Origin of the sequence: Cupriavidus sp. WGlv3, assembly GCF_023952475.1 — a bacterium.
Classification (GTDB): Bacteria; Pseudomonadota; Gammaproteobacteria; order Burkholderiales; family Burkholderiaceae; genus Cupriavidus; species Cupriavidus phytorum.
Genome location: NZ_JALHRX010000004.1, coordinates 362,769 through 386,886, shown reverse-complemented (window position 1 = coordinate 386,886; position 24,118 = coordinate 362,769). Strand labels below are relative to the sequence as shown.

Here is a 24,118-nt window from a genome sequence, read left to right as displayed (position 1 = left end):
GCCCCCGCGCAGCGGGCAACGCCCGCCGCTGCGGTCAATCCGGATGTCCACGCCGCAGCGGATACGATAAATTGACGCCCGAGCCTTTGGAATTCACGAATCACAAAACTGGCCTTTGGCCTGACAGAAGCCCATGCATTACGACCTGACCGACCTCCGCCTCTTCCTGAATGTCGGCGAGACGGAGAACCTGACCCGTGCCGCCGAGCGCAGCTTTCTGTCGCTGCCCGCCGCAAGCACGCGGATCAAGCAGCTGGAAGAGGCGTTCCAGACACAATTGCTGATCCGTCAGGTCAAGGGCGTGCGGCTCACGCCGGCGGGCGATGCGCTGCTGCGCCACGCGCGCGAGGTCTTCCGCGAGCTGGAGTGCCTGCACTCGGACCTGCGCCCGTATGCCAAGGGGGTGAAGGGGCGCGTGCGGCTGCTGGCCAACACCACCGCGACCAACTCGTTCCTCGCCACCGGCGTGTCGCGCTTCCTCAGCGAGAACCCGGACGTGGACATCGAACTGGAAGAGCACCTGTCGCAGGAGATCGTGTCGGCAATCAGCGCGGGCGCGGCGGACCTGGGCATCGTCGCCGGCGAGGTTGCCACGCAGGACCTGGATGCGATGCACCTGTGCAGCGACGCGCTGATCGTGATCGCGCCGGTCAACCATCCGCTGCCGACCTTCAAGCGGCTGCCTTTCGCCGACCTGCTCGATACCTGCCGCTTTGTCGGGCTGAACCAGTTCAGCGCGATCCAGTCGTTCCTCGACCGCATTGCCGCCGGCATGGGCAAGCGCATCAGCCTGCGCATCCAGGTAGGCAGCTTTGACGCCGTATGCCGCATGGTCGAGGCCGGCGCGGGCATCGCCATCGTGCCCAACAGCTGCGCGCGCCGCTATGCCAGCCGCAAGGTGCTGCGCTTTATCCCGCTGGAAGACGAATGGGCCAGGCGCGAGCTGCGCCTGGTGCGCCGGCCGGGGCGCGAGCTGCCGCAGTTCGCCGAAACCCTGATCCAGTACCTGGTCGACGCCGCGCGCGAGCCCGTGTAACGCGGCGCGCGGGGTTCAGTGTTTCAGCCGGCGCCCGGCGCGCCGCCCTGCACCATCAGCGCCGCCAGCGGACGCAGCGACACCACCATCACCAGCAGCAGCAGGCCCATGGCGAACACGCCCGGCCAGCTGGTGCGGCCGCGGCGCTCGAGCGAGTCGTTCACCAGTTCGGGCGAGTAGTGGTACTCGCGCACATGGCGGATGGTGGCCTCGGCGTGCCAGCGGTACAGCTCGTTGCCGTACAGCCCCAGCAGCAGCGCCAGCGCGTACAGCAAGGGCCGGCCCGCCATCGGCAGCTGCAGGCCGAACCATGCATGCAGCAGCGGCTCGGTGCCGACGATCAGCGCATACACGCCCACCTGCCAGTACATGCGCCGGTACGCCATCCAGAACGGGCCCAGCAGGCACGCCGCCCAGTTCCACGAGATGCCGCCGTGGGTCTCTGCCACCGACCAGCGCTCGCCGTAATACGGAAATCGCGGCCCCACGAATGCGGCCAGCGCCGCGTCGTCACGGATCGATGCATGCATGCCAACCTCCCCTCTGCTGCGTCGGCGGCGCCCTGGCTTCGTGGCGCAACCTGTGCCACAGCATAGGGCGCGCGGGGCCCTGGCTGTGTGCGCCGGCGCGCATTCGGTGCGCGTTTGCCGCACGAACGCCGAGGGAAAGGAGTGGATTGGCGCGCAAGGGCACAGACCGGCGCACCGGTCCGTGATGCGGCGACGTTACTTCCAGCGCTGCAGGATCTGCAGGATGACCAGCGTGAACACCGTGGCGATCACCGCCGTGGTGTCGCGCCCGAGCCCGGCCGACACGCCGATCGCTGCCACCATCCAGATGCTGGCCGCGGTGGTCAGGCCCTTGATATGGGCTTCGTCGTTCTGCTTGAGGATGGCGCCCGCGCCTAGGAAGCCGATGCCGGCGATCAGCCCCTGCAGCACCCGGCTCATGTCGGCCAGCGGCACGCCGGCCTGCAGCGGCACCAGCACGAACAGCGCCGAGCCCAGCGCCACCAGCATATGGGTGCGCAGCCCCGCCGCCTTGCCGGAAGACTCGCGCTCATAGCCGATCAGGCCGCCGAGCAGCACCGCCATGGTCAGCCGCACCAGGATGCGGGTGGCCTCGGCCGCGTCCGGCACATCGGCAAATTCCGCGCGAAAGGTACGGAAGATCTCGGTCCAGACAGACTCCATCGCCAACCTCCGGGGACTAGGGTGCAGGGCTGAGCGTAGCACGGCACACCTGGGCCGCGGCAAGACTTGTGCGCCACATCGGCGCGCCGTCGGCGTGTGCGGCGACGTCCTACACCGCAAGCGGAAGCTCCCCGACAGTCCCGCCAGCGCGGCATTCCTATATTGGAATCACCAACCACTGTCCTCCCATGGAGTTGCACCATGCCCTATATCCTCGCCTGGCTACTTGGTGTTCCGGCCTTTGTCCTGATCCTGATCTGGCTCTTCGTCCACTGATCGGCAGGCGGTGCCACGGCACCGGCCCCACCCTCCACCGGCGCCCCGCGCGCCACACCTGCACGCCCGGTTCGCCGGGCGTCTTGCATGGTGGCGCCGCCCTGCTGCGACGCTTGCTTCCCACCTAAGCCGGCCCTAAGCCGCTCTTTCGCAAATCCGAATTTCAGCGTGCAGTGGGCTCGGGAATAATGGCCTCCAGTTCCAATCGACCCGGCGACCCATGCACGCAGACCAGGACCCCGACCAGCTGTACCCCGAAATTCGCGAGGCCGTGCGCAGCCTGTGCGCGGGCTTCGATTCGGCGTACTGGCAACGGGTGGAAGAGCAGGAAGCCTTTCCCGAAAGCTTTGTCCAGGCGCTGACGCAGGCCGGCTGGCTGTCGGCGCTGATCCCGGAAGCCTATGGCGGCTCGGGGCTGTCGCTGACCGCGGCGTCGGTCATCATGGAAGAGATCAACCGCAGCGGCGGCAACTCCGGCGCCTGCCACGGGCAGATGTACGTGATGGGCTGCCTGCTGCGCCATGGGTCCGACGCACAGAAGCAGCGCTGGCTGCCAGCCATCGCCTCGGGCGAACTGCGCATGCAGTCGATGGCGGTGACCGAGCCCAGCACCGGCACCGACACCACCAAGCTCAAGACCACCGCGGTGCGCCAGGGCGACAAGTACCTCGTCAATGGCCAGAAGGTATGGATTTCGCGCGTGCAGCACTCGGACCTGATGCTGCTGCTGGCGCGCACCACGCCGCTGGACCAGGTCAAGCGCAAGTCGGACGGCCTGTCGGTATTCGTGGTCGACCTGCGCGATGCCATCGGCAAGGGGCTGACGGTCAAGCCGATCCGCAACATGGTCAACCACGAGACCAACGAGCTGTTCTTCGACAACCTGGAAGTCCCCGCCGAAAACCTGATCGGCGAGGAAGGCAAGGGCCTCAAATACATCCTCGACGGTCTCAACGCCGAGCGCATCCTGATCGCCGCCGAGTGCATCGGCGACGGCTACTGGTTCGTGGAGCGCGCCAGCAACTACGCGCGCGACCGCATCGTGTTCGACCGCCCGATCGGCCAGAACCAGGCGGTACAGTTCCCGATCGCCCGCGCATACGTCAATGTCGAGGCCGCCAGCCTGATGCGCTACAAGGCGGCGCGGCTGTTCGACGCGGGCAGGTCGTGCGGCAAGGAAGCCAATATCGCCAAGCTGCTGGCTGCCGATGCCTCGTGGGAAGCCGCCAACGTCTGCCTGCAGACGCATGGCGGCTTCGGCTTCGCCGCCGAATACGACATCGAGCGCAAGTTCCGCGAGACCCGCCTGTACCAGGTGGCGCCGATCTCCACCAACCTGATCCTGTCCTACGTGGCCGAGCACGTGCTCGAGTTGCCGCGTTCGTTCTGAGAACCCTACATGTCACAACCCTCCCAAGGCATCCGCCCGCTCGACGGCATCCGCGTGGTCTCGCTCGAGCATGCCGTGGCCGCGCCCTTCGCCACGCGCCAGCTGGCCGACCTGGGCGCGCGCGTGATCAAGGTCGAGCGCCCCGGCGTGGGCGACTTCGCGCGCGGCTACGACCAGTCCGTGCACGGCCAGGCTTCGTACTTCGTCTGGCTCAACCGGGGCAAGGAAAGCCTGGCCCTGGACCTGAAGGACAACGAAGCGCAGGCCATCCTGCACCGCCTGCTGGCCGACGCCGACGTGCTGGTGCAGAACCTCGCCCCGGGCGCTGCCGCCCGCATGGGCCTGGATTTCGACACCCTGCACGGCAAGTACCAGAAGCTGATCGTCTGCGACATCTCCGGCTACGGCGACTCCGGCCCCTACCGCGACAAGAAGGCCTATGACCTGCTGATCCAGGCCGCCGCCGGCCTGGTGGGCCTGACCGGCGGCCCGAACGAGCCGTCGCGCGCCGGGGTCTCGATCGCCGACATCTCGGCCGGCATGTACGCGTACAGCGGCATCCTGTCGGCGCTGCTGCAGCGCGGCCGCACCGGCAAGGGCCTGCGCGTGCAGGTAACCATGTTCGAGGCGATGGCCGAGTGGATGAACCAGGTGCTTTACTTCGGCCACTACGGCGGCACGCCGCCGGCGCGCTTCGGCGCCTCGCATCCGACCATCGCCCCGTACGGCGTGCATCGAACCAGCAATGGCAGCGTGATCTTCAGCGTGCAGAACGAGCGCGAGTTCGCCAATTTCTGCGAGATCGTGCTCGGCGACCGCGCGCTGGCGCAGGACGAGCGCTATTCCAGCAATACCGCGCGCGTGCGCAACCGCCCCGAACTGACCGCGCTGATCGAAGCCCGCTTTGCCTCGCTGACGGTGGCGCAGGCCGAGGCGCTGCTGGACCAGGCGCAGATCGCCAATGCGCCGATGAACGACATCGAGGCGGTGTGGAACCACCCGCAATTGCAGGCGCGCCAGCGCTGGCGCGAGGTCAATACGCCGAACGGCCCGATCGGCGCGCTGCTGCCGCCGGCCAACCTGTCGGGCGTCGAGCCCGTCATGGGCGACGTGCCGGCGCTGGGCGCGCACAGCCGCAGCATCCTGGCCGAGCTCGGCTACGGCGAGACCGACATCGACGCCCTGGCCGACAAGCGCACCATCTGAACCGACACGGGCGCCCAAGGCTAGCCCGGCGCCCTTCTCTTTCCGCAAGCACTGTTCAATCTCCGGAGCCGGCATGAGCCAAGCCGCAGACACCACTTACCCGACCCGCCAGCTTTGCGAATTCCTGGCCAACCTCAAGCTGGCCGACGTGCCTGCGCCCGTGATCGAGCGCACCAAGGACCTGTTTCTCGACTGGATCGCATCGGCCATCGCCGGCAAGGACGCCCCGGCCGTGCGCAAGCTGCAGGAGTTCGCCGCGGCCATGGGCCCGTCCGACGGCGCCGCCGAAGTGCTGGTCGACCGCCGCCGCACCTCGCCCTACTTCGCCGCGCTGATCAACGGCGCGTCTTCGCACGTGGTCGAGCAGGACGACGTGCACAACGGCTCGGTGCTGCATCCGGCCGCGGTGGTATTCCCCGCCGTGGTCGCGGCCGCGCAGGCCGAAGGCAAGACCGGCGCCGAAGTGCTGCTGGCCTCGATCGCCGGCTATGAAGCCGGCATCCGCATTGGCGAGTTCATGGGCCGCTCGCACTACCGCGTGTTCCACACCACCGGCACCGTCGGCACGCTGGCCGCCGCCGCGGCAGTGGCCAAGCTGTTCGGCCTCGATGCCGAAGGCATCAACCAGGCGCTGGGCTCGGCCGGCACGCAGGCCGCGGGTCTGTGGGAATTCCTGCGCGACGCCGCCGACTCCAAGCAGCTGCACACCGCCAAGGCCGCCGCCGATGGCCTGCAGTCGGCGTGGCTGGCGCGCGCCGGCTTCACCGGCGCGAAGCAGATCCTCGAGGGCGCCCAGGGCATGGCCGCCGGCATGTCGAGCGATGCCAACCCCGCCTGCCTGACCGATGGCCTGGGCACGCGCTGGGCCACCGCGGAGACTTCGTTCAAGTTCTTCGCGTCGTGCCGCCACACTCACCCGGCCGCCGATGCACTGAAGGCGCTGATGCAGCGCGAAGGCGTTGCCGCCGACCAGATCGCCAGCGTCACCACGCACGTGCACCAGGGCGCTATCGACGTGCTCGGCCCCGTGGTCAATCCCGCCACCATCCACCAGGCCAAGTTCTCGATGGGCACGGTGCTGGGCCTGGTGGCGGTGCATGGCCACGCCGGCCTGGGCGAGTTCGAGCAGCATGCGCTGCAGGATCCGGCGGTGGCCGCGTTCCGCGGCAAGGTCGACATGGAACTGGATGCCGAGATCAACGCCGCCTACCCGCGCCAGTGGATCGGCCGCGTGACGGCAAAGACTACCGACGGCCGCACGCTGGCCGCGCGTGTCGACGTGCCCAAGGGCGATCCCGACAACACGCTGTCGCGCCCGGAGCTGGAAGCCAAGGCGCTGCAGCTGGGCGCGTTCCGCCAGGGCGCAAGCGAGGCCGAGATGCGCGCCATCATCCAGCGCGTGTGGACCCTGGAGCAGGCCCCGAACGTCAACGACTGGCTGCCCGCCGCGCGCTGAGGAACGCCATGTCCACCGCCGTTACTTACCTGTTCGTGCCGGGCGACCGGCGCGAACGCTTCGACAAGGCCGCCGCCGCCGGCCCCGATGTGATGATCCTCGACCTCGAGGACGCGGTCCATCCGGACGCCAAGCCCGCCGCGCGCGAAGCCATCGCCGCATGGCTGACCGGCCGGCCCGGCGCCAACGCCTTTGTGCGCATCAACGACTGCGCCTCGCCCGCCTTTGCCGCCGACATGGCCTGGCTGCGCGCACTGCCCCAGGGCACCGCGCTGGCCGGGCTGCTGGTGCCAAAGGCCGAAGATGCCGCCGCGCTCGACACCATCGCCCAGGCCCTGCAAGCGATCAACCCGCAGGGCGAACTGGTCGCCATTATCGAAACCGCGCTCGGCCTGCACCAGGTCGACGCCGTGGCGTCCGCCAGCGGCGTGGCGCGCCTGGCCTTCGGCTCGCTCGACTATGCGGTCGACCTGGGCTGCAGCCACACTCGCGACGCCCTCGCCTTTGCGCGCGCGCGCATCGTGCTGGCCTCGCGCGTGGCCGGCCTGCCGCCGCCGGTCGACGGCGTCACCACCGCGCTCAAGGACGAAGCCGTGCTCGCCAGCGACGTCGCCTACGCGCGCGAACTCGGCTTTGCCGGCAAGCTCTGCATCCACCCGGCACAACTGGGCGCGGTCCGCGCCGGCTTCCTGCCCAGCCCCGAGCAGCTCGACTGGGCCCGGCGCGTGCTCGCCGCCACCGCCAGCGGCAGCCACGCGGTGCAGGTCGACGGCAAGATGGTCGACCGGCCCGTGATCGAGCAGGCCCGCCGGCTGCTGGCGCTGGCGCAATAGCGCGCCATCCGACTCCCCTCATGCATCTGAAGGCCACCTGCCATGACTGACGCCACTTCCGAACTCGAACGCCTGCGCGGCTGGATCGGCCGCAGCGAAACGCGCACCGAAACGCTGTCGCCCGAACCGGTCGCCAGCCTGGCCGCCACCTTCGACCTCGACCCCGAAGCCATCGCCGCCGGCCCGTTGCCGCCGCTGTGGCACTGGCTCTACTTTCTGCCGCGCGCGCCGCAGCGCGAACTCGGCCGCGACGGCCACCCCACCCTCGGCGGCTTCATGCCCCCGGTGCCGCTACCGCGCCGCATGTGGGCCGGCAGCGAAGTCAGCTTCAACCATCCGCTGCATATCGGCGACACCGTCACGCGCACCTCCACCATCGCCGACGTGCAGTACAAGACCGGCCGCACCGGCGAACTCTGGTTCGTCGCCGTCGACCACGAACTGACCGTTAACGGCAACACCGCCGTCAACGAGCGCCACGACATCGTCTACCGCGCCATGCCCGACCCGACCAAGCCGCAAGCGCCACGCCCGCGGCTGGAGCAGACCGCGCAATGGCAGCGCACGCTGCAGGCCGACCCGGTGATGCTGTTCCGCTATTCCGCGCTGACCTTCAACGGTCACCGCATCCACTACGACCGCCAGTACACGCGCGACGTCGAAGGCTATCCCGGCCTGGTGGTGCACGGCCCGATGCAGGCGATGCTGATGCTGGACCTGGTGGCGCGCGAGCAGCCCAAGGCGCGCGTGCGCCGCTTCGGCTTCCGCGGGCTGGCGCCGTTGTTCGACCAGGACACCATCACGGTCGGTGGCGCGGCCGATCCGGCGCAGCCGGGGCGGCTGGTGCTGTGGACGGGGGATGATGCCGGCGGGCAGGCGATGCAGGGGTGGGCGGAGGTGGAGGGGTAAAGGCGGCGCTGCGGGCGGTCAGGGCCGCCGTCAGTACTGGTAGACGAACTGGAATCCGCCTGACACGCTGGCGGTGTGAAAGGCCGCCGGCTTATACACCGGCGTACCGGCGAACAGATCATAGGACAGCCGGCCAAAGACAGGACCGAAACCGCCGCGCAACCCAATCCCCGCGCCGGCCAGGCGCGTACCGGCAAGGCCTGCCGTAGACGGCCCGAAAACGCTGCCATAGTCGAGACCCGCGTACAGCGCCTGACCGGTTGCGCCAAGCGGCAGCTGCATTTCATTGCGCCAATAGAAGCCGCTGTCGCCGGCCAACAGCCGCTCCCCGTCAAAACCACGCACGGTGTAGCGGCTGCCGATGGTCATGGCGTCCAACGAGTAAAGCCAGTCATTGGTGTACTGCCCGCGAAAGGTCGTGACATAGCGCAGCGGATATTCAGCCACCTTGAACGGCACCGACAGGTTGGCATCCGCGACAAGCATCCGGAATCGCCAGGTCGGCCCGCCGATCGCGGTCAGGGCGTCATCCTGCGACCCGAATCCGCCAATGCCCTGGCGGTACGCTACGGTGCCGTCAAATTGCGCCGCACCGAAATAGTGGCGGTCGGTAAATCCTGCCTCCAGCACGGTGTTGTTGCGCCGCTGCTGGGTAATCTCCGTGTCCTCGATAAAGCTGTGGCCGAAGCGGCGCGACAGCCGGAACTGCAGTCCCAACACATCGTTCTGGCTGCGCCGGATCACGCGGTGCAGCTTAAGGTCGACCGTCCGCGAATCGCCGCTGGACACGAACGTCTGGTTGACGCCGGCGATCTGCTGGAAATAGGTGTTGGAATAGGCCGACAGCGTGCCGGTCCAGTAGCCCCACGGCACTGAATAGAAGCCGTTCCAGCCGTGCGTGCCTCGGCTCTTGTCACTGAACTCCAGGTCCTGGCTGTAGCCGACGTTGAACAGGTCATTGAGGCCCAGTGGGTTGTCGACGGCCAGGCTCAGGTTGCCCTGGGGCTTGCCGGTCGAGCGCGTGCCCGAGTTGTCGACCGAGGCGACGAACGTCCACGGCTTGGCGCGCTTGACGGTGATGACCACATCGCTGACGCCCGGTGTTGGAGTCGGCACGATTTGCATGTCGGCATCCTGACTGCCCACGCGCTTCAGTTGCTCCAGCCCTTGTTCGAGGTCACGCAGGTTGAGCAGATCTCCAGAGCGAGACGGGAACGCGGACTTCCAGGTGCCGCGTGTTTCGGGATCGGCAAAGCGGAGTTCTCCGATGAGGCCGGGGATCAATGTCAGGCGCAGGGTGCTTGTGCTGAGGTCCTGCTGCGGCAGCAATACCCGCGTGGTGACGTAGCCGCGGCTAAGGATGGCCTGGGAGATGCCCCTGGTGAGTCTCACCAGGCCCTGCTTGCCAACGCAGGCGCCTTGGTAGTGATTGAGCCATGTCAGAGCGAAGGCGAAGGGGTCTTGGGGCAAGGCGGAAGTGCCTTGTGCTTTGGCGGCTTCTGGCAGGTCGGGTGGGACGTCTAGCGTGAAGCGGTCGATGGGGAAGCAAGGCGACTCGGCCGGCAGCGATGGATACTCGATCGGAGCTGCCTCCTGCACACGCAGTCCCGGTGCCTGGACCGCCTGGGCGCGCTCGCGGGCGTCCTGTTGCTGACGGGCGCGCTGGTCTTGTTCTGCATTGCTCAGTGCAGCGGATTGACCGGTGGGCGGCATCGTGACTTGGGCGGTTGTCGTCAGTGAGTAGATGAACAGGCACAATGAAAGTGCTGCAGTCGTGCCAATACTATCTGATTTCGAAGACATGGAGGCGAACTAAGAATATAGAGGGGGCGCGAACACATTCAGGAATTCCAAATCATGATTTCCCGCCAGAAATATCGACAAACGGTTTCTCTCCTGCTATCAAAGTAGTGGCAACCACACCCGGACGAAGAACTACTCCAGTAAGTGGAAAGGAAAAAGTAGACAGTCTTCCATGTTAAGTTCACGCCAGGACCGTCCTTGAAACTCTTCCATCCCCTCCTCGGAGCCACGAAATCGGTCTTCCATCGGGTGCCCTATCCCAATTAGGAACGTGCGGAGCAACTCCATCATGAGGATGGTCGATTTCAATTTACTCTAGGGAGCTCCTGATTAAATCAGTACCCGAGTCACCGAGGCCTTGGGTGAGAGCGTTGTCATAAGCGTGTCCATGCTTTAGGCCATGTGATGTAGCGACAGGGGAGCAATATGATCATCGATTCCCTAAGTTCGGTCATCATTCAAGTTTTACCAGCCTTGGGGCAAACAATATGCTTGAGCTGGATTTTTCCACCGAATTCGCGCGCCAACCAACCAAAATTGTCAGAATCAATCTTACCGCCACATACAAAACATCGATCCGGCCATCCATGTTGCCGCCAATCGGCAACATCCTTGAAATCTGCCCCATGGGCATAAGCTGTCCACTCCTTTTGACTCAAGCCTAAAATTTCATGCGCCGGAGTGGTCTGGCTCGTGTCCGAAAGTACATCACCACAGATGTCGTTCGCCTCATCTGAAGTGATTTTTCCGTGGGTCAGCTTATCAAGTAGATCGTTTTCTTTCATGCTTGATGGCCTCAACCACTCGTGTAGGAGCCGACTAAAAAATCGATGAAATCATCACTTTTTTCGGCATTCAAAGCATCCCAGCTCAACAAGCCGAATGATTTTAATCGGCTCTTTAACTTATTTGTTCCAGTGAAATATATCGCATCCCAAATGACATTTTCATCCAAGCCACGGCTCTCATCGCCGCTTATCAAAAGCGCCCTAACTCGAGGCGCCCCCATTTCTGTTGGCTTCCCTGGGTAGCTGACAATTTCCAGCAGATCGGCCGCAACGTTTCTACAAATGAAATCAATCACTGCCTGCCTCCATGCCACCGGATTGGTGCCATACTGACCTCCCAATACGTTCGGTAGCGCCGAATTAGGCGTGAAGTCTTCAAGACCTGCAAATATTAATTGCCGTTGATAGTCAATGGCATCAAAGAATGTTTTGGTCATGTCATTTTCCCGGAAACTTGAATTTTGCAACACTTCCTCTATTCACATTCCTCACAGCTTGGTTGTTCACTTCGACAGTTGCAGTATTCGAATCGGTCGAGGAGGATGCTTGGCCCGCCGGACGATAAGTGATAGCTGTTCCATCTGGCATGATCGCCACCCAGCTTCCTGGCCCGGTTATGTTATTGATAACCTTGGTCGGCGTCTGGCCGTTGAACGCATTTCTTGCAAATTCCTCTGCGGTTGCATTGGGGTTTGCCGTCGGTTGCATTGGGATTGGTGTGCCCGCTCCCCCTATGCCTGGTGGCAGACTACCATTAGGTCCCAGCAACGATGGTGGAACGCTGACGTTAGATTTGCCAGCTTCGGTACTAAAAATTGCACCTAACCCATCTACGACCTGCCCAGGGAAGGACAAGATGTTTCCTACGATGTTGGTGAGCGGTTGCTTGAACGGTTCAGACTGGTTGTTTCCTGACTGATCCGGCGTCCCAGTCAACGCGGCTTCGCTTGGGTCCGCCGGCTTCCCCGGCGTCTGAAACGGCTTCTGCGCCTGCCCAGGTGACCAAATCGGCGGGCTGGGCATCGGCCCGGCTCCAAGCTGATTGTTCTCGATCTCGAACGTCGCCCCGTTCATGGCCGTAGCCGGGTTTGCTCCGGCTGCGCCGGCAACACCCGCCACCAGGCTCTGGATAGCGTTCTCGCGCACCTGCTTTTGCTGCGCCGTCATGCCTTCGGTCGGTCCGAGCAGCGAGCCCAGCACCGAAGCGGTGGCGGCGCCCATGGCGCCCGCACCACAAGCCTGGCTCGCTGCCGCGGCGCCGGCACACCCGACAATGGCATGTAGCGCCGCACGCGCGGTCTCGCTATCCAGACCATCGGCGATCTGCTTCACCTGGTTGGCTGCCAGGCCCTGGAAGTAGCCCACCGCCGCGCTCTGCACGAACTGCATGGTGGAACCAGTCACGTTGCCGCTTGCGGCAGCCGTCAGCGCCGTCACCACCTGCCGATAGGTGCCACCCTGCCCCCACTTCGCCAGGTCGTCGGCCTGCTGCTGCAGGGCGGCACGCTGCTCGGGCGTCGCGTTTGCATCCTTTGCCACGGCGTCGGCTGCCTGCTTCGCAGCTTCCGCATCGTTGGCGCGGTTGTTCAGGAAGACGCCTGCTTCGCGCTGCAGCGCGCCCACGATCTCAAAACCGGCCTTGATCTTCTTCTCGTCGAAGATCGGACTAAGCGAATTGCCGGTGTTGGTCGTGTCGCGGTTCAGCCCGGCAACGGTATCCGCAGCGCTTTGGCCCGTCAGTTCCTGCTGCTTGGCGTCGTTGCGGATCGTGATGCTGCCGGCGCTGATCCCGCTCTGCGTCGTGCTGCTGGCACTGCCGGTGGCGCCCGCCACCATCGGCGGCGCGACGGAGAAGCCCTGGCCACCAACACCTGTGGTCGGCAGCTCAGTCCCGGGCACGGTACCAGAACCCGTCGTTGACGCCTCGCCGCCCTGGTTCACGCCAACGCCCGACTTGCCGCTGTTGCCGACCGCCGAGAAGCCTCCGCCTATGCCGATGCTGCTGGCGCTGTAATGGGCACGGTTTTGAATGTCGCTGACGGTCAGCGTATCGGTCGCAAAGCTGTTCCTGTCCGCCACGCCACCCGCGATCACGCCGCCCTTGAGGTCGGTGTTGCCGCTGACATCCACCTGGTAGCCGCCGCTGCCGGCGCGGATGGCGGATTGCTCGCCCACACTCGCGAAGTCGCTGTTGATCTTCTGCTGGCTGACGCTGGCGCTACCCGAGACACCGTATCCTACGGTCATACTACCGCTGGCTGACTGATCCTTGCTGTCGTACCTGCTGGTGTCCTGCAGGCTCTCGACGTTGAGGTTGCCGCCCACGTTGGCAATGACCTGGTTGCCGGACGCGACGGCGCCGCGCAGGCTGGTATCGCCGCCGGAATCGATCACCAACGCATTGCCGGCCGTGGCGTGGCTGTTGGTCCAGGTCACGTCGTTGCCATCGGCCTTGCCGCGCGCTGCCGAAGCGTTGGCCGTCACACCAAAAGCGGCGCCATTGGACCCATAGCTCACGGCAATGCCGACGCCACCGGATGCGCTCTGGTTGCTGCTGTGCTGCTCGGCTGTGTTCGCGGCGGCCAGCAGGTTCACCTGGTTCTCGGCCTTGAGCACCAGGTTGTTGCCCGCCTGGATATCGCTGCCGACCACGTTGATGTTGCTGTGTTCGCCGGCTCCCTCGGCGCGGATGCGCACATTGCCGCCGGCGTTAATCTGGCTGCCGACCGCCGTGGTGCTGCTTTGCGTCTGCATGCTGTCGCTCTTTGAGGCACCGACGGTGATGCTGATGTTCACGCCGCCAGCAGCCTGCGGGTCCTTGCTCACCGCGTCGTAGGTATTCCTGGCCGCCAGACCCGTTGCTGCACCGGCCAGTGCCTTCATGCGCGGATCATCGGTCTGGCTCTGCGCATGCGCCATTTGCCCGGCGGTTTGCGTCGCGGCGAGCACGGGGTTGGAGACTGCGATGGTCAGGCCGCTTTGGCGGAAGTGCGTTTCCTGATCGAACCGCCCCGTATCCGTCGCCACGTTGATATCCACCGTTTTGGCGCGGATGTCCACGTCGCCCTTTATCGCAGTCACTGCGCTGCCAGTTTGCGTGTAACCTTCGCCCGCACTCAAGCTCACATTACCCTGCAAGCTACCCACCACTGAGCCGGTGTGCGACGTCGTCTGCGCGGTCTGGCTTTCGTTGAGCTGTTGCTTGCCGAAGGTGACGCTGGCGCCGCCGTTCGACAGCATCCCCGACTTGCGGGTTTCCTGCGAGGCGCTGCTTGTTGCCGTGCTTTCGGACGCGCCGATGACGAGATTGCGGTTCGCACGCAGTGCCACGTCGTCAGTGGCGACCACATTGCTGCCGGCAATCGCCAGATCCCGGCCGGCGTGGCCTGCGACCGCGTTGGCCGAGACGGTGGAGCCGACTGCAATGATCTGCTGTTCGCTGCTGGCCTTGGTGGTCTGCTCCTTCGACAGGAAACCGGACTTGTTCGTCTGGGACCAGCTCTGCGCCGTGTGTGTTTCGTTGACCGTGCCCACGGTCACGTCCTGTGCGGCAATCAGGCTGGCTGTACCTCCGCCGCTGCCGCCATGGCCAGTCGTGATGGCCGCTCCCAGCACCGCGAGGCTGCCCGTGCCCGCTGGTACGGCTGCCGCTTCCGGCGAAGCCCGCAGGCCATTGTCCGCCAGCACGGCCGCCGCCAGTGGCGCCTGGCCCGCGGCCAGCGTCGCGTTGTTGCCTGCCTGCACCGCGCTGCCGCGCGCCGCCTCGTCGTAGGACGACTTAGTGTATTGCGCATTCTTCCCGCCCAGCGATCCCTCGCTGTGCGTGTTCGAATCCAGTGATGCCGTGACCGTGGCATTGCGGCCCGCGACCAGTGAAGCATTGTTGCCCGCGTCGAGCGTCGAGCCGGTCAAGGTTGCGTCGCGGCCAGCCACCGCCACCACATTGCCATCGGCAGCCACGGTGCTGCCCACACCGACGGTTTTCTGATCGTGGTAATAGCTCTGGCCGCCGCGCGAGCTGGAGTCCATCGTGGTGCCGGCCGTGGCGGTACCAAGGTTCAGGTCACGGCCGGCAGCCAGCAGCGCGCTGCCGCCGGCATCGACCTCGCCACCGGTCATGGAAATATCGCGCCCAGCCAGCACGCCGACGTTGTTCGCACCCGAGATCGACGCCACGGCACCGACGCCCGTGCCGCTGGCGCTGTGGCCCCCCATCGTGACCTGATTGGTGATGGTCTGCGTCTCGTTGATCACGTCGCGGCCAGCGGACACCACAGTATCGGTGCCGCTGATGCGTCCGCCCAGGTTGCGCACGTCCTGTGCAGCCTTTACGACCGTGGTGCCGGTCGCGCCGATCTGGCCCCGGTTGACGATATTGTTGCCCACCACCTGCGTGGCCAGGTCGCCCACGATCCGGCCGCTGTTGGCCACGTCTGCGCTGGCATCGAGGTTGACCTGGCTGCCCGTCAGCAGGGCGCCGGTGCTGGTCAGGTCCACCGCATGGCTATGGGCCAGGTACAGTTTGGGCACCAGCACCGACTGGCGTGTGCCATCGGGTAGCGTCACTTCCTGGCTGACCAGCCACACCATGTCGGTGGTGAGCTGGGCCATCTGGCTCTCGGACAAGCCGATGCCAGGGGCCAGATTGAACGCCTTGGCGTAGGTCGCGCCGTTGGTCATCAGCGCCTGGTATTGCGCCATCTGGTCGCTGTAGCCCGCCAGATGGGTACGCCCGGTCAACTGCGTCACCTGGTCGCGGATCAGCTTCTGCTCGTAGAGGCCGTCGCCCAGGCGCTTTTGCAGCATCAGCGGATCCAAGCCAAGCTGGCCCAGCATGTAGTCGCTGGAAATGAATTTGCTGTATTGCGTGAAGCGCGCATCGGTGGCAATCAGGTACGTGGCGCCCGGCGCCGTCTGGTAGTGATACAGGCCGTTCGTTGGCAGCGTCAGGTTAGGGATGCCACCGCTGGCGGTACCTAACGTCTGCAGGGGCTTGCCAGGGCCGCCGGCCGCGCCCGCGACCTGCGCGCCGGTGGCACTGCCGCCCGTTACGCCACTGCCTGTAACGGTCTCGCCCAGCCGGTTGACGGTCGTGACCTGGATGTCCTGGGCTGTCGTCTGCACCGTCTGATTGGCCGATGCGATGGCTGGCAGCGCCATCACCGTGGTCGATGCCTGCGGCGTGGTCGGATAGGGCACCATCTGCGTATCGCTGTTGCCGCCGGATTTCTGATGCCAGTAGAAGGTCGAGGTTTCCGTCGTGCTGACCGACTGCTGCAGGGCAGTGCCCGCGTCCTGCACCGTGCCGCCCACCGCGGAGCGCACCAGGTCTGCGCCGGCCGCCATGATCGACGACTGATTCAGGATCGTGCCGCCATTGCCATTGATGCGGATCGCGCCACCGGCTTGGATCTTGGCCGGATCGCTGGCGCTCACCAGCCGATCCGTCGTGGCACTGGTCGTGACCGTGCGCGAGATTTCGCTGTAATCGTGGCTGTCCGTGCCGAGATCGAAGCGAATCCGCACGTCGTCCGGGCGGATATGCCTCGCCGGGTCCCAGTCTGGCCAGAACGTGATCGTATAGGTGCTGCCATTGTCCGTGATGGACTGGTAATACTGCGTGGGATTGCTGGTGAGGTTGCGCGTGAAGACCGTCGGAGGCGGGCAATCCGTACAGATCACCCGGGAAGTCGCATCGTAATATTCCTCGACCGGTGGCTGCGTGAAGGTAAAACTCTGCGCCGCGGCATCGAGCCTGGCGACGTTCGACTTGTCCACCGTCAGGCTGACCGGCTGCATCAGGGCGTAGGTGCGACTGGCGCTGACCGAGGCGTTTTCGCCGCTCCACCGCCAAGTCGGGAACGTCACGCTTTCATGGAAGTTCAGGTCGCTGCCGCTCATGCCCGCGTTCCACATGACCAGCGTCTGGGCGGCGCTGGTGACGGGCGTGCCCGCCTCGGTCTCGATTCTGGCGCGCGTGTTGCTGACCTGTGTGGCGGCGATGTCGATATCGCCCTCGGCCTCGATGGTGGCAGAGCGGTTGATCAGCGTTCCGACCTGGTTGACCAGCAACCCGGTTGCCGGGTCACGCACGCCGTCCCGGGCAATCTGCAGGTTGCCGGCGCTGTAGAGCGTCGCACCGTCCAGGTTCTGCACCGAATGGCTGGCGTAGAGAGTGAGGTTTTCTGCCGCCGCGATCAATGCCGCTGCACCGGTGTTGGCGATGTCGCTGCCCTGCACGGTCACGCGGTTGCCAATGATGGTGCCGGCGTTATTGGCGGTCGCGGTGTTGATCTGTACTGCATCGCCTTCGATCCGGCCAGCGTTGTCCAGCCGATTGGTGGCGTTGACCGTGGTGGTGGTGCTGGCCATGTCGGCGCCCGCGGCGTTGACCACATCGGTGCCTTGGACCGTCAGATCGCCCGCCGCGGCCAGCGTGCCGGTGTTGGTCAGGGTGCCGGCGGCGGCAACGCGCATGTTGCCATCGGCGTGCAGCCGGTTCGCGGCATCGTTGACATAGTCGCCGGCAACATCGAGCGCCAGGTCGTGTCCGGCAGTCATCTCGCCGCTGCCCGACACCGCGCCCTTGACGGCGATGTCCTGGTTGGCCTTGATCGTGCCCCCGGCATTGTTCAGGTTGGCGACATCGATGAAAGCGTCTGTCGCGCTCTGGATCTGGCCCCCCTCATTGACCAAAGTCGCATCGGCCTGTTCCAGCACCAGACCCTTGCCGCCGTAGAGCTGGCCACCGGAGTTGTCGACGATGCGCGTCGTGTTGAGCGCGAGCGCACCGCTGGCAATCACGCTGCCTTTGGCGATGTTGACCAGATCCTGCGCATTGACTGTCATGTCGCCATTGCCGCCCAGTGTGCCGCCGGTATTGATCAGCGCATGGGTTGCCGTCACCGTGGTGGCGCCGTCGCCGGCGTTGGTCAGCAGACCGCGGGTGTTGTCGAAGCTCTCGGCCGAAACATCAAGCAGACCGTGCGCGTCGTTGGCGGTCAGCGTGCCGTTGGCATTGGCAAGCTTCCCGGCGGCGATGGCGGAGAGATTGCCATTGGTCTGAACCGAGCCGCCCGTGTTGTCGATTTGTCCGCCACTGCCAAGCGCCAGGCCGTCCTTGCCATAAAGCTTGCCGTAGCGGTTGAGCAGGTCGCCGCTGATGGCAATGGTGGCCTTGTCCTGGGCCGAAATGCTGCCGCCAGCGTTGTCCAGCGTGGCCGCCGTAGCTTGCAGCGCTCCGTTGGTTTCGATGGTGCCGGTGGCGTTGGAGAATTCCCTCTCGCTCGTTACCGTCAACAACCCGGCGCCGGCGTGCTGGATCTTGCCCGCCGAATTGACAATGGTCTGGCCGGATACGGCCAGGTCGCCGCCATTGGCCGCAATCGTGCCTTGAGTGTTGTCGAGCGTGCCGCCAGCGTGCACGGTGGCGCCGGTGGCGCCATATTGGTTAATGATGCCGCCGCGGTTAAGCAGGTCATCCCTTGTAGCAATGGCAAGGTTGTCGGCTTCGACATGGCCGCCGGCGTTGTCGAGGGCGGAGGCGTCCAGGTTCAGCGTGGCGGCCGACAGCGTGCCAAGGCGATTGGTCGCCGCCCAGGCGATCCTGGCTGACAGCGTGCCGCCCGCCGTCACCTTGCCGTTGTCGTTATCGAACGCCTGCGTGTCGAACGTCGCATCGTCCAGCGCGTTGATCTGGCCGTGGTTGGTCAGCGCGCCAGCATCGATCACCACGCTGCCGTTGCCGCCGATCAGGCCACCTTCGGTACCGGTGGCAGTCGTGCCGGCGGCGTTGACGAGCGCCCCGGTGGTAGTCAGCGACAGGCCGTCCCCGTTGAGTGACACGATGCGGCCCGCCATGTTATCGAGCGCGCCGGCATGCGCCGAGAGCGCACCGTTGGCCTGGATCGTTCCCTGCGTATTGTTGACCGCGCCCGCCACCTTCAGCGTGGCGGCCTGCTGCGCCACGATCTGGCCGCCCTGGTTCGACAGACTGTCCGCTTGCAGGACCAGGCCGCCCCGGCTGGAAAGCTGGCCTCCGTCATTGACGAGCGCACCGCCCGCCGTGGCATTGAGCGCTGCGCCTGCGTGGATGTCGGCACCGGTGAGGTCCAGCTTGCCGGCGCCAGCCTGCAGGTTCAGGTTGCCGCCCGCCGACGTCTGGCTGCCAGCCAGGTTGGCGCCGGCGCCCTGCAGCGTCGCATTGCCGCTGGCCTGGTTGCGGCCGGTTGCGGTGAGTGCGCCGTTGGTCGCAACAACGGTAAGGTCAGCCGGCGCGGCGGTCGAGCCATCGGCGTTCACGCCCGCAGCCAGCGTCCCCGTCGAGGCCACGCTGCCAGCGTAGGCGTTGAGCCATTGCTGGCCGGCAAGCGTTCCCGAATTGGCCAGGACGCCATCGGTGTTGATCGACACGCCTTGCGCGCCGTAGGTCGTGCCGCTGTTTTCGATCCCGTCGCGCGCGTAGACCACCAGGTTGGCGGAGGCATTAGTTTGCCCGGCCAGCACCAGCTTGCCTTGGGCGGTCAGCGTCAGCTCGCCTGCTTGCGCGGCGGCAATGCCACGCAATGACACCCCCACGCCATGCTCGGTCGATGCCAGCATGATCTTGCTGGCATACATGCCGCCGAGCTGCGCCACATCGATGCCCAGCGCCGGTGCGGCTGCCGAGCTCGCAATCGGCGTGGCGGCCAGCGTGGCACGATCCACCTGGTTGGCACCGGCGATGACGTTGAGCTGCGTGGCATAGAGCACCGCGTTCGCCTGTACCGCACGCGCGATCAGATCCACCTGATCGACATTGGCGGCGCTCATGCCTTCGCCCTGAATGGCGATCTGCCCGCTGGTTACGCGGAATGCATCGAGGCTGCCATTGCCGCCGAACATCGGAATGGCAGTGGTCAGCGTGGCGCGACTGGTATTGATAAAGCCCAGGCCATTGACCACCAGTCCATTCGGGTTGGCGATGACCACTTCCGATCTCGGGCCGGCCACCTCGACATAGCCCTGCAACTGGCTGGGAGACGTGCCGGTGATCTGATTGACGATGATGCGTGCCGATCCGCCCGGCAGCAGATTGGGGTTGCCGTTGACGTATCCGGCCTGCCGGGTGGAGACCGGCGTCGGGGCGTTGTTCAGGATGATCCCGGGGCGGGGCACATCGAACTGCGTGTAGGCGTTGGTCGAAACCCCGGCCGCCGACGGTCGCGTGATATTGACCTGCTGCAAGCCGTTGGCGGTTTGCACGACCGTCGGGCGGTTGGCGCCCGAGTTGGGGTCGGCGATAACCTGGGCCCGCGCACATGGCAGGCCTGCCGCGATCCAGGCAGCGAGCGCAAGTGTCGGGACCGCAAAGCGCGCAATGCTTGCCGTCTGGGCGCACTCACCAGCGCAGCGCGAGCCCGCCTGCCGGCCCTTGCCACATCCCATGGCACATTCCCGCACGGCAACCAGCATGCCTCGCGCGGCGTTGAAGACAAGGCGATAGAGATTCCGATTCATACCCGGATGCGAAACGCTGACGGCCGATGCAAGACGACCAGGCTGCGTTCATGCGCGGCCTGGTATCTGCCTCAAAGTGGGGGAATCAGTGCGACAGCCGCACGACGTACACACCGGCCGCTGGAGCCGAGGCAGTCACGTTCACATTGGTGCCGTTCACGGTGCCATTGCTGCCTGGCGCGGCGGTATAGGTGACACCATTGGCGGTGCCCTGAGCCACTTCGATGGCCGGCGCGGCAGCGAGAACAGTCGCGGTGGTGAAAGTCAGGCTGATTTGCGGGTTGAGCAGGCTGGCATAGCCACCGTCCGCCTTGACCTCATAGACGTAGTCGGCAACGACGCCGGCGGGGACCGGGTCCGGCTTGCCGAGGCAGATCGTGACATTGGCGAGGCCTGTGGCAGGCGTCTTGACGGTCAGCCTGGCAATGCCGTCGTCCGTCACAATGGACATGTTGGCGTTCGGCACCGAGCTGTTGGACAGCGTGAGTTTTCTGTAGCTATCGGGGCAGGAGAATGCGGCCGGCGCGGGAGTGGGGATTGGGCTGGAGGCGCCGCCGTTTGCGCCAGACTGGTCTTGTGCGGAAGTGCCGCCATTGCCATCATCGCCTCCGCCGCCGCAGGCGGCAAACAGCGCGACACTTGAAGCCAGGCCTACGTACATCGTCAGTTTTTTCATTGCTCAAGTCCTCTCCGGATGGGTTAATCGTTCCTCCCTGACGGCATCCACACACGTGGTTGCCGACGGTGAACGAATTAACCGTTTTCCAGACTAATGCGTCTATCAGACTTGCCTTAAAAATTCCAAAACAATGAAAACGTTGGCTCCAGGCGATGGATCGGGATAATTGCCGCCCAGATCCGCGTGCCCTACTCAGAACACGCAGAATATTTTCGATCCGAAAACTGCGAATATCATCCGGAAATTTCTGATTTACAAAAACCAATTTCGAATGGAGAAAGGCCAGTGACTCGCGAAATTGAGAACATCCGACCAACACAACGCCCCCTCGAATTCCGCCGCCCCAAAAAACAAAAAAGGCCGGCTTTCAGCCGGCCTCTCCGCAGTATCCATAAACCCTCAATCGGCCTGGATATTCGCCTTCTTCACCACCCCGCCCCACAACGCCAGTTCCCGCTGAATCCGGTCCCCCAGCGCCTTGGGCGTGCTGATGTTGACGTCATAACCACCGGCCGTCATCCGCTGTCGGAAGGCGGCATCCTCCCCCACCGCCTTCTGCGCCTTGACCAGCTTGTCCACCACATCGGCCGGCAGCTTTTGCGGCCCCACCAGCGCATACCAGCCGGTCAGGTCATAGTCCTTCTGCCCCGACTCGATCATGGTCGGCACGTTGGGCAAGGCCGGGTTGCGGGTCCTGGACGTGACCGCCAGCGCGCGCACCTTGCCGCCGTTGATATGGCCGATGGCGGTGCCGGTGATGTCGAACATGAAGGTGACCTTGCCGCTCATCACGTCGGCCATCGCCGGCGCGTTGCCCTTGTACGGCACGTGCAGCATCTTCACGTTGTTCATCTGCGCCAGCAGTTCGGCCGACAGGTGGTTGGACGCGCCCACGCCGGCGGAGCCGAATGAGACGCCCTCAGGGTTCTTGCGCGCGTAGGCGACCAGTTCGCCGACGTTTTTGGCCGGGAAATCCTTGTTGACCAGCAGCACGTTGGTGTAGTCCGTGATCAGGCCGATGTAGCTGAAGTCCTTGACCGGATTGAAGTTGACCGAGTGCTGGATCAGCGGGGTCATGGTCATGGTGGGGCTGGCGACGAAATACAGCGTATAGCCGTCCGGCGCCGCCTTGGCGGTCATGTCGGCGGCGATTGCGCCGCTGGCGCCGGCGCGGTTGTCGACCACCACCGGTTGCTTGAGCACGCGGCCGAGCTGCTCGGCGTAGATGCGTGCGGCGGTATCGACCGGGCCGCCGGGCGCGTAGCCGACCAGCAGCTTGACAGGGCGCGACGGGTAGGCGTCCGCGGCCCATGCCGCGCCCTGCAGCAGCAGCGTGGCGGTCAGCGCCGCCAGCGTCTTCCATGTTTTCATTTGTGTTCTCCTCCAGGATGGCTTATTGCCCGGGGCCGCGTGCCCCGGGGGCTTAATCGAGCATGGCGCGCAGCGGCTGCTTGAGCAGCTTGCCGCTCGCCGTGGTCGGAATCACGTCGACGGTGCGGACTTCGGCCGGCCGCTTGTACGGCGCAAGGCTGTCGCGCAGGTAGGTGTCCAGCGCCTTGCGGTCGAGCTCGGCGCCTTCCTGCAGTTCGATGAAGGCCACCACCTCTTCGTTGCCGTCGCTCGTGCTGCGCCCCACCACCGCGGACTGGCGCACGCCGGCAAAGGCGTTGATCACCGACTCCACTTCGATCGGATACACGTTGAAGCCGGAACGGATGATCAGGTCCTTGGAGCGGCCGGAAATGAACAGCGCGCCGTCGGCGTCGAGATAGCCGAGGTCGCCGGTATTGAGCCAGCCGCCCGGCAGCAGCGCCTCGGCGGTCTGTTCGGGATTGCGGTAGTAGCCGACCATCACGCCCGGGCCGCGCACGCGGATCTGGCCGCGGTCGCCCGCGGGCAGCGGCTTGCCTTCGGCATCGGTGATGGCGATCTCCACGCCTTCGACGATATAGCCGGCCGAGCAATCGGCGCGCGGCGCGTCCATGCGCGTGATGAAGAGCGAGCCGGCGTATTCGGTGATGCCGTAGCCGTGGTGCAGCGGCTGGCCGAACAGCGTTTCGGCGTCGCGCTTGAGCGTGGGATCGAGCGGGGCGCCGCCGGTATAGAGGTAGCGCAGGCGCGGATAGGCGCCGGGCTTCGCGCCCAGCGCGGGCGCCACCGCCATGATGCGCGTGAACATGGTCGGCACGCCTTGCAGGATGGTGACGCCCGGCGCAGCCAGGGCCTCGAACACTTCATTGGCGTCGAAGCGCGGGCGCAGGAACAGGCCGGCGCCGGCGTACAGCGTGGCCATCAGCACCGTGGCAATGCCGAAGATATGCGACATCGGCAGCGCGCCGTAGGCCACGTCGGCCGGGCCCATGTCGCGCGAGGTGGCGGAGATGCGCGCAAACTGCGTCAGCCCGGCGTGCGGCACCATCACGCCCTTGGGCGCGCCGGTGGTGCCCGAGGTATAGATCAGCGTGGCGACGCGGCGCGCCAGCTCGGCAGGCTCGCGCTGCGGCGCGGTGGCTGCACGGGCGACGCGCATGCCGTCGTCATAGACCGCGCAGCCGGTAGCCTGCGCGCCCAGCCGCTCGCCGTGCGCCGCGGCCACGTCGGAAACATGGCCGGTGAACAGCACCAGCGCCGGCTGCGCGTGGTCGCGGATATTGTCGATCTCGCGCGCGGACAGGCGCGCGTTGACGTTGATCGGCCAGGCGTGCAGCAGGCTGCAGGCGAACAGCGTGACCACCATCTCGTTGCAGTTCTCGCCGACCACCATGACGCGGTCGCCCTCGCCTGCGCCCTGCGACGCCAGCCAGTCACGCGCGGCTTCGATGCGCCGCCACAGCTCGCCATAGCTGATGACGGCGCCGTTCTCGTACAGGCATGGGGCCTCGGGCGTCTGCGCGGCCCAGTGGGCGGGGATCTCGTGGATGAATTGGGGGCGGAAGGAAGACATGGTGCTGGAGGATCTCTCGAATGCGAGCGGAGTCGGATATGCGGCGGAATGCACCCGGCCACATCAAAACCGGCCGCATCAGTTTGCGGCAAGCCCCGCGCCACAGC

Annotated in this window: 15 protein-coding genes; 6 read left to right on the top strand and 9 right to left on the bottom strand. The window is 65.5% G+C overall.

Annotation, left to right across the window (positions count from 1 at the left end; genetic code table 11):
- The first annotated feature begins 133 nt into the window (after positions 1-133).
- Positions 134-1,036: a LysR family transcriptional regulator gene (locus tag MKD38_RS10635; RefSeq protein WP_252676605.1), complete on the top strand. Its 903-nt coding sequence runs from the start codon at positions 134-136 to the stop codon at positions 1,034-1,036.
- A gap of 23 nt (positions 1,037-1,059) precedes the next feature.
- Here MKD38_RS10635 and MKD38_RS10630 read toward each other — a convergent pair whose 3' ends face one another.
- Together MKD38_RS10630 and MKD38_RS10625 are read right to left on the bottom strand one after the other, a co-directional pair.
- On the bottom strand, positions 1,060-1,566 hold the full coding sequence (locus tag MKD38_RS10630; protein WP_252676603.1) for a DUF2628 domain-containing protein: 507 nt from the start codon (positions 1,564-1,566) through the stop codon (positions 1,060-1,062).
- A 195-nt stretch (positions 1,567-1,761) separates the two neighbouring features.
- A complete protein-coding gene (locus MKD38_RS10625; RefSeq protein WP_252676601.1) occupies positions 1,762-2,229 on the bottom strand; it encodes an MgtC/SapB family protein in 468 nt (155 codons plus the stop codon).
- Between the two features lie 496 nt (positions 2,230-2,725).
- Between MKD38_RS10625 and MKD38_RS10620 the strand changes: the two genes are divergently transcribed.
- From MKD38_RS10620 to MKD38_RS10600, 5 genes are all read left to right on the top strand, one after another.
- Entirely contained in the window at positions 2,726-3,895 is a 1,170-nt protein-coding gene (locus MKD38_RS10620; RefSeq protein WP_252676599.1) for an acyl-CoA dehydrogenase family protein, read from the top strand.
- 9 nt (positions 3,896-3,904) lie between these two features.
- Positions 3,905-5,101 carry a CaiB/BaiF CoA transferase family protein gene (locus tag MKD38_RS10615; protein ID WP_252676597.1) on the top strand — a complete coding sequence of 399 codons (1,197 nt, stop codon included), beginning with the start codon at positions 3,905-3,907 and terminating at the stop codon, positions 5,099-5,101.
- Positions 5,102-5,174: 73 nt separating this feature from the next.
- Entirely contained in the window at positions 5,175-6,557 is a 1,383-nt protein-coding gene (locus tag MKD38_RS10610) for an MmgE/PrpD family protein (RefSeq protein WP_252676594.1), read from the top strand.
- Positions 6,558-6,565: 8 nt separating this feature from the next.
- Positions 6,566-7,390, top strand: coding sequence for an HpcH/HpaI aldolase/citrate lyase family protein (locus MKD38_RS10605; protein WP_252676591.1), 825 nt, complete (start codon positions 6,566-6,568; stop codon positions 7,388-7,390).
- 42 nt (positions 7,391-7,432) lie between these two features.
- The gene (locus MKD38_RS10600) at positions 7,433-8,299 is read left to right on the top strand and encodes an HTD2 family dehydratase (protein WP_252676589.1); all 867 of its coding nucleotides are present in this window, start codon (positions 7,433-7,435) and stop codon (positions 8,297-8,299) included.
- 30 nt (positions 8,300-8,329) lie between these two features.
- Here the strand turns inward: MKD38_RS10600 and MKD38_RS10595 are convergent, their stop codons facing one another.
- The 7 genes from MKD38_RS10595 to MKD38_RS10565 form a co-directional block, all read right to left on the bottom strand.
- A complete protein-coding gene (locus tag MKD38_RS10595) occupies positions 8,330-10,012 on the bottom strand; it encodes a ShlB/FhaC/HecB family hemolysin secretion/activation protein (RefSeq protein WP_252676739.1) in 1,683 nt (560 codons plus the stop codon).
- A gap of 548 nt (positions 10,013-10,560) precedes the next feature.
- Positions 10,561-10,887 (bottom strand): hypothetical protein, encoded by a 327-nt coding sequence (locus tag MKD38_RS10590; RefSeq protein WP_252676587.1) that lies wholly within the window; start codon positions 10,885-10,887, stop codon positions 10,561-10,563.
- An 11-nt stretch (positions 10,888-10,898) separates the two neighbouring features.
- Positions 10,899-11,327 carry a hypothetical protein gene (locus tag MKD38_RS10585; RefSeq protein WP_252676585.1) on the bottom strand — a complete coding sequence of 143 codons (429 nt, stop codon included), beginning with the start codon at positions 11,325-11,327 and terminating at the stop codon, positions 10,899-10,901.
- Between the two features lies 1 nt (position 11,328).
- Positions 11,329-20,388: a hemagglutinin repeat-containing protein gene (locus MKD38_RS10580; protein WP_252676582.1), complete on the bottom strand. Its 9,060-nt coding sequence runs from the start codon at positions 20,386-20,388 to the stop codon at positions 11,329-11,331.
- A gap of 85 nt (positions 20,389-20,473) precedes the next feature.
- On the bottom strand, positions 20,474-21,064 hold the full coding sequence (locus tag MKD38_RS10575; RefSeq protein WP_252676580.1) for a hypothetical protein: 591 nt from the start codon (positions 21,062-21,064) through the stop codon (positions 20,474-20,476).
- Positions 21,065-21,466: 402 nt separating this feature from the next.
- Positions 21,467-22,438 carry a Bug family tripartite tricarboxylate transporter substrate binding protein gene (locus tag MKD38_RS10570; protein WP_252676578.1) on the bottom strand — a complete coding sequence of 324 codons (972 nt, stop codon included), beginning with the start codon at positions 22,436-22,438 and terminating at the stop codon, positions 21,467-21,469.
- Between the two features lie 52 nt (positions 22,439-22,490).
- Entirely contained in the window at positions 22,491-24,011 is a 1,521-nt protein-coding gene (locus MKD38_RS10565) for a class I adenylate-forming enzyme family protein (protein WP_252676576.1), read from the bottom strand.
- Between the last annotated feature and the right edge of the window lie 107 nt (positions 24,012-24,118).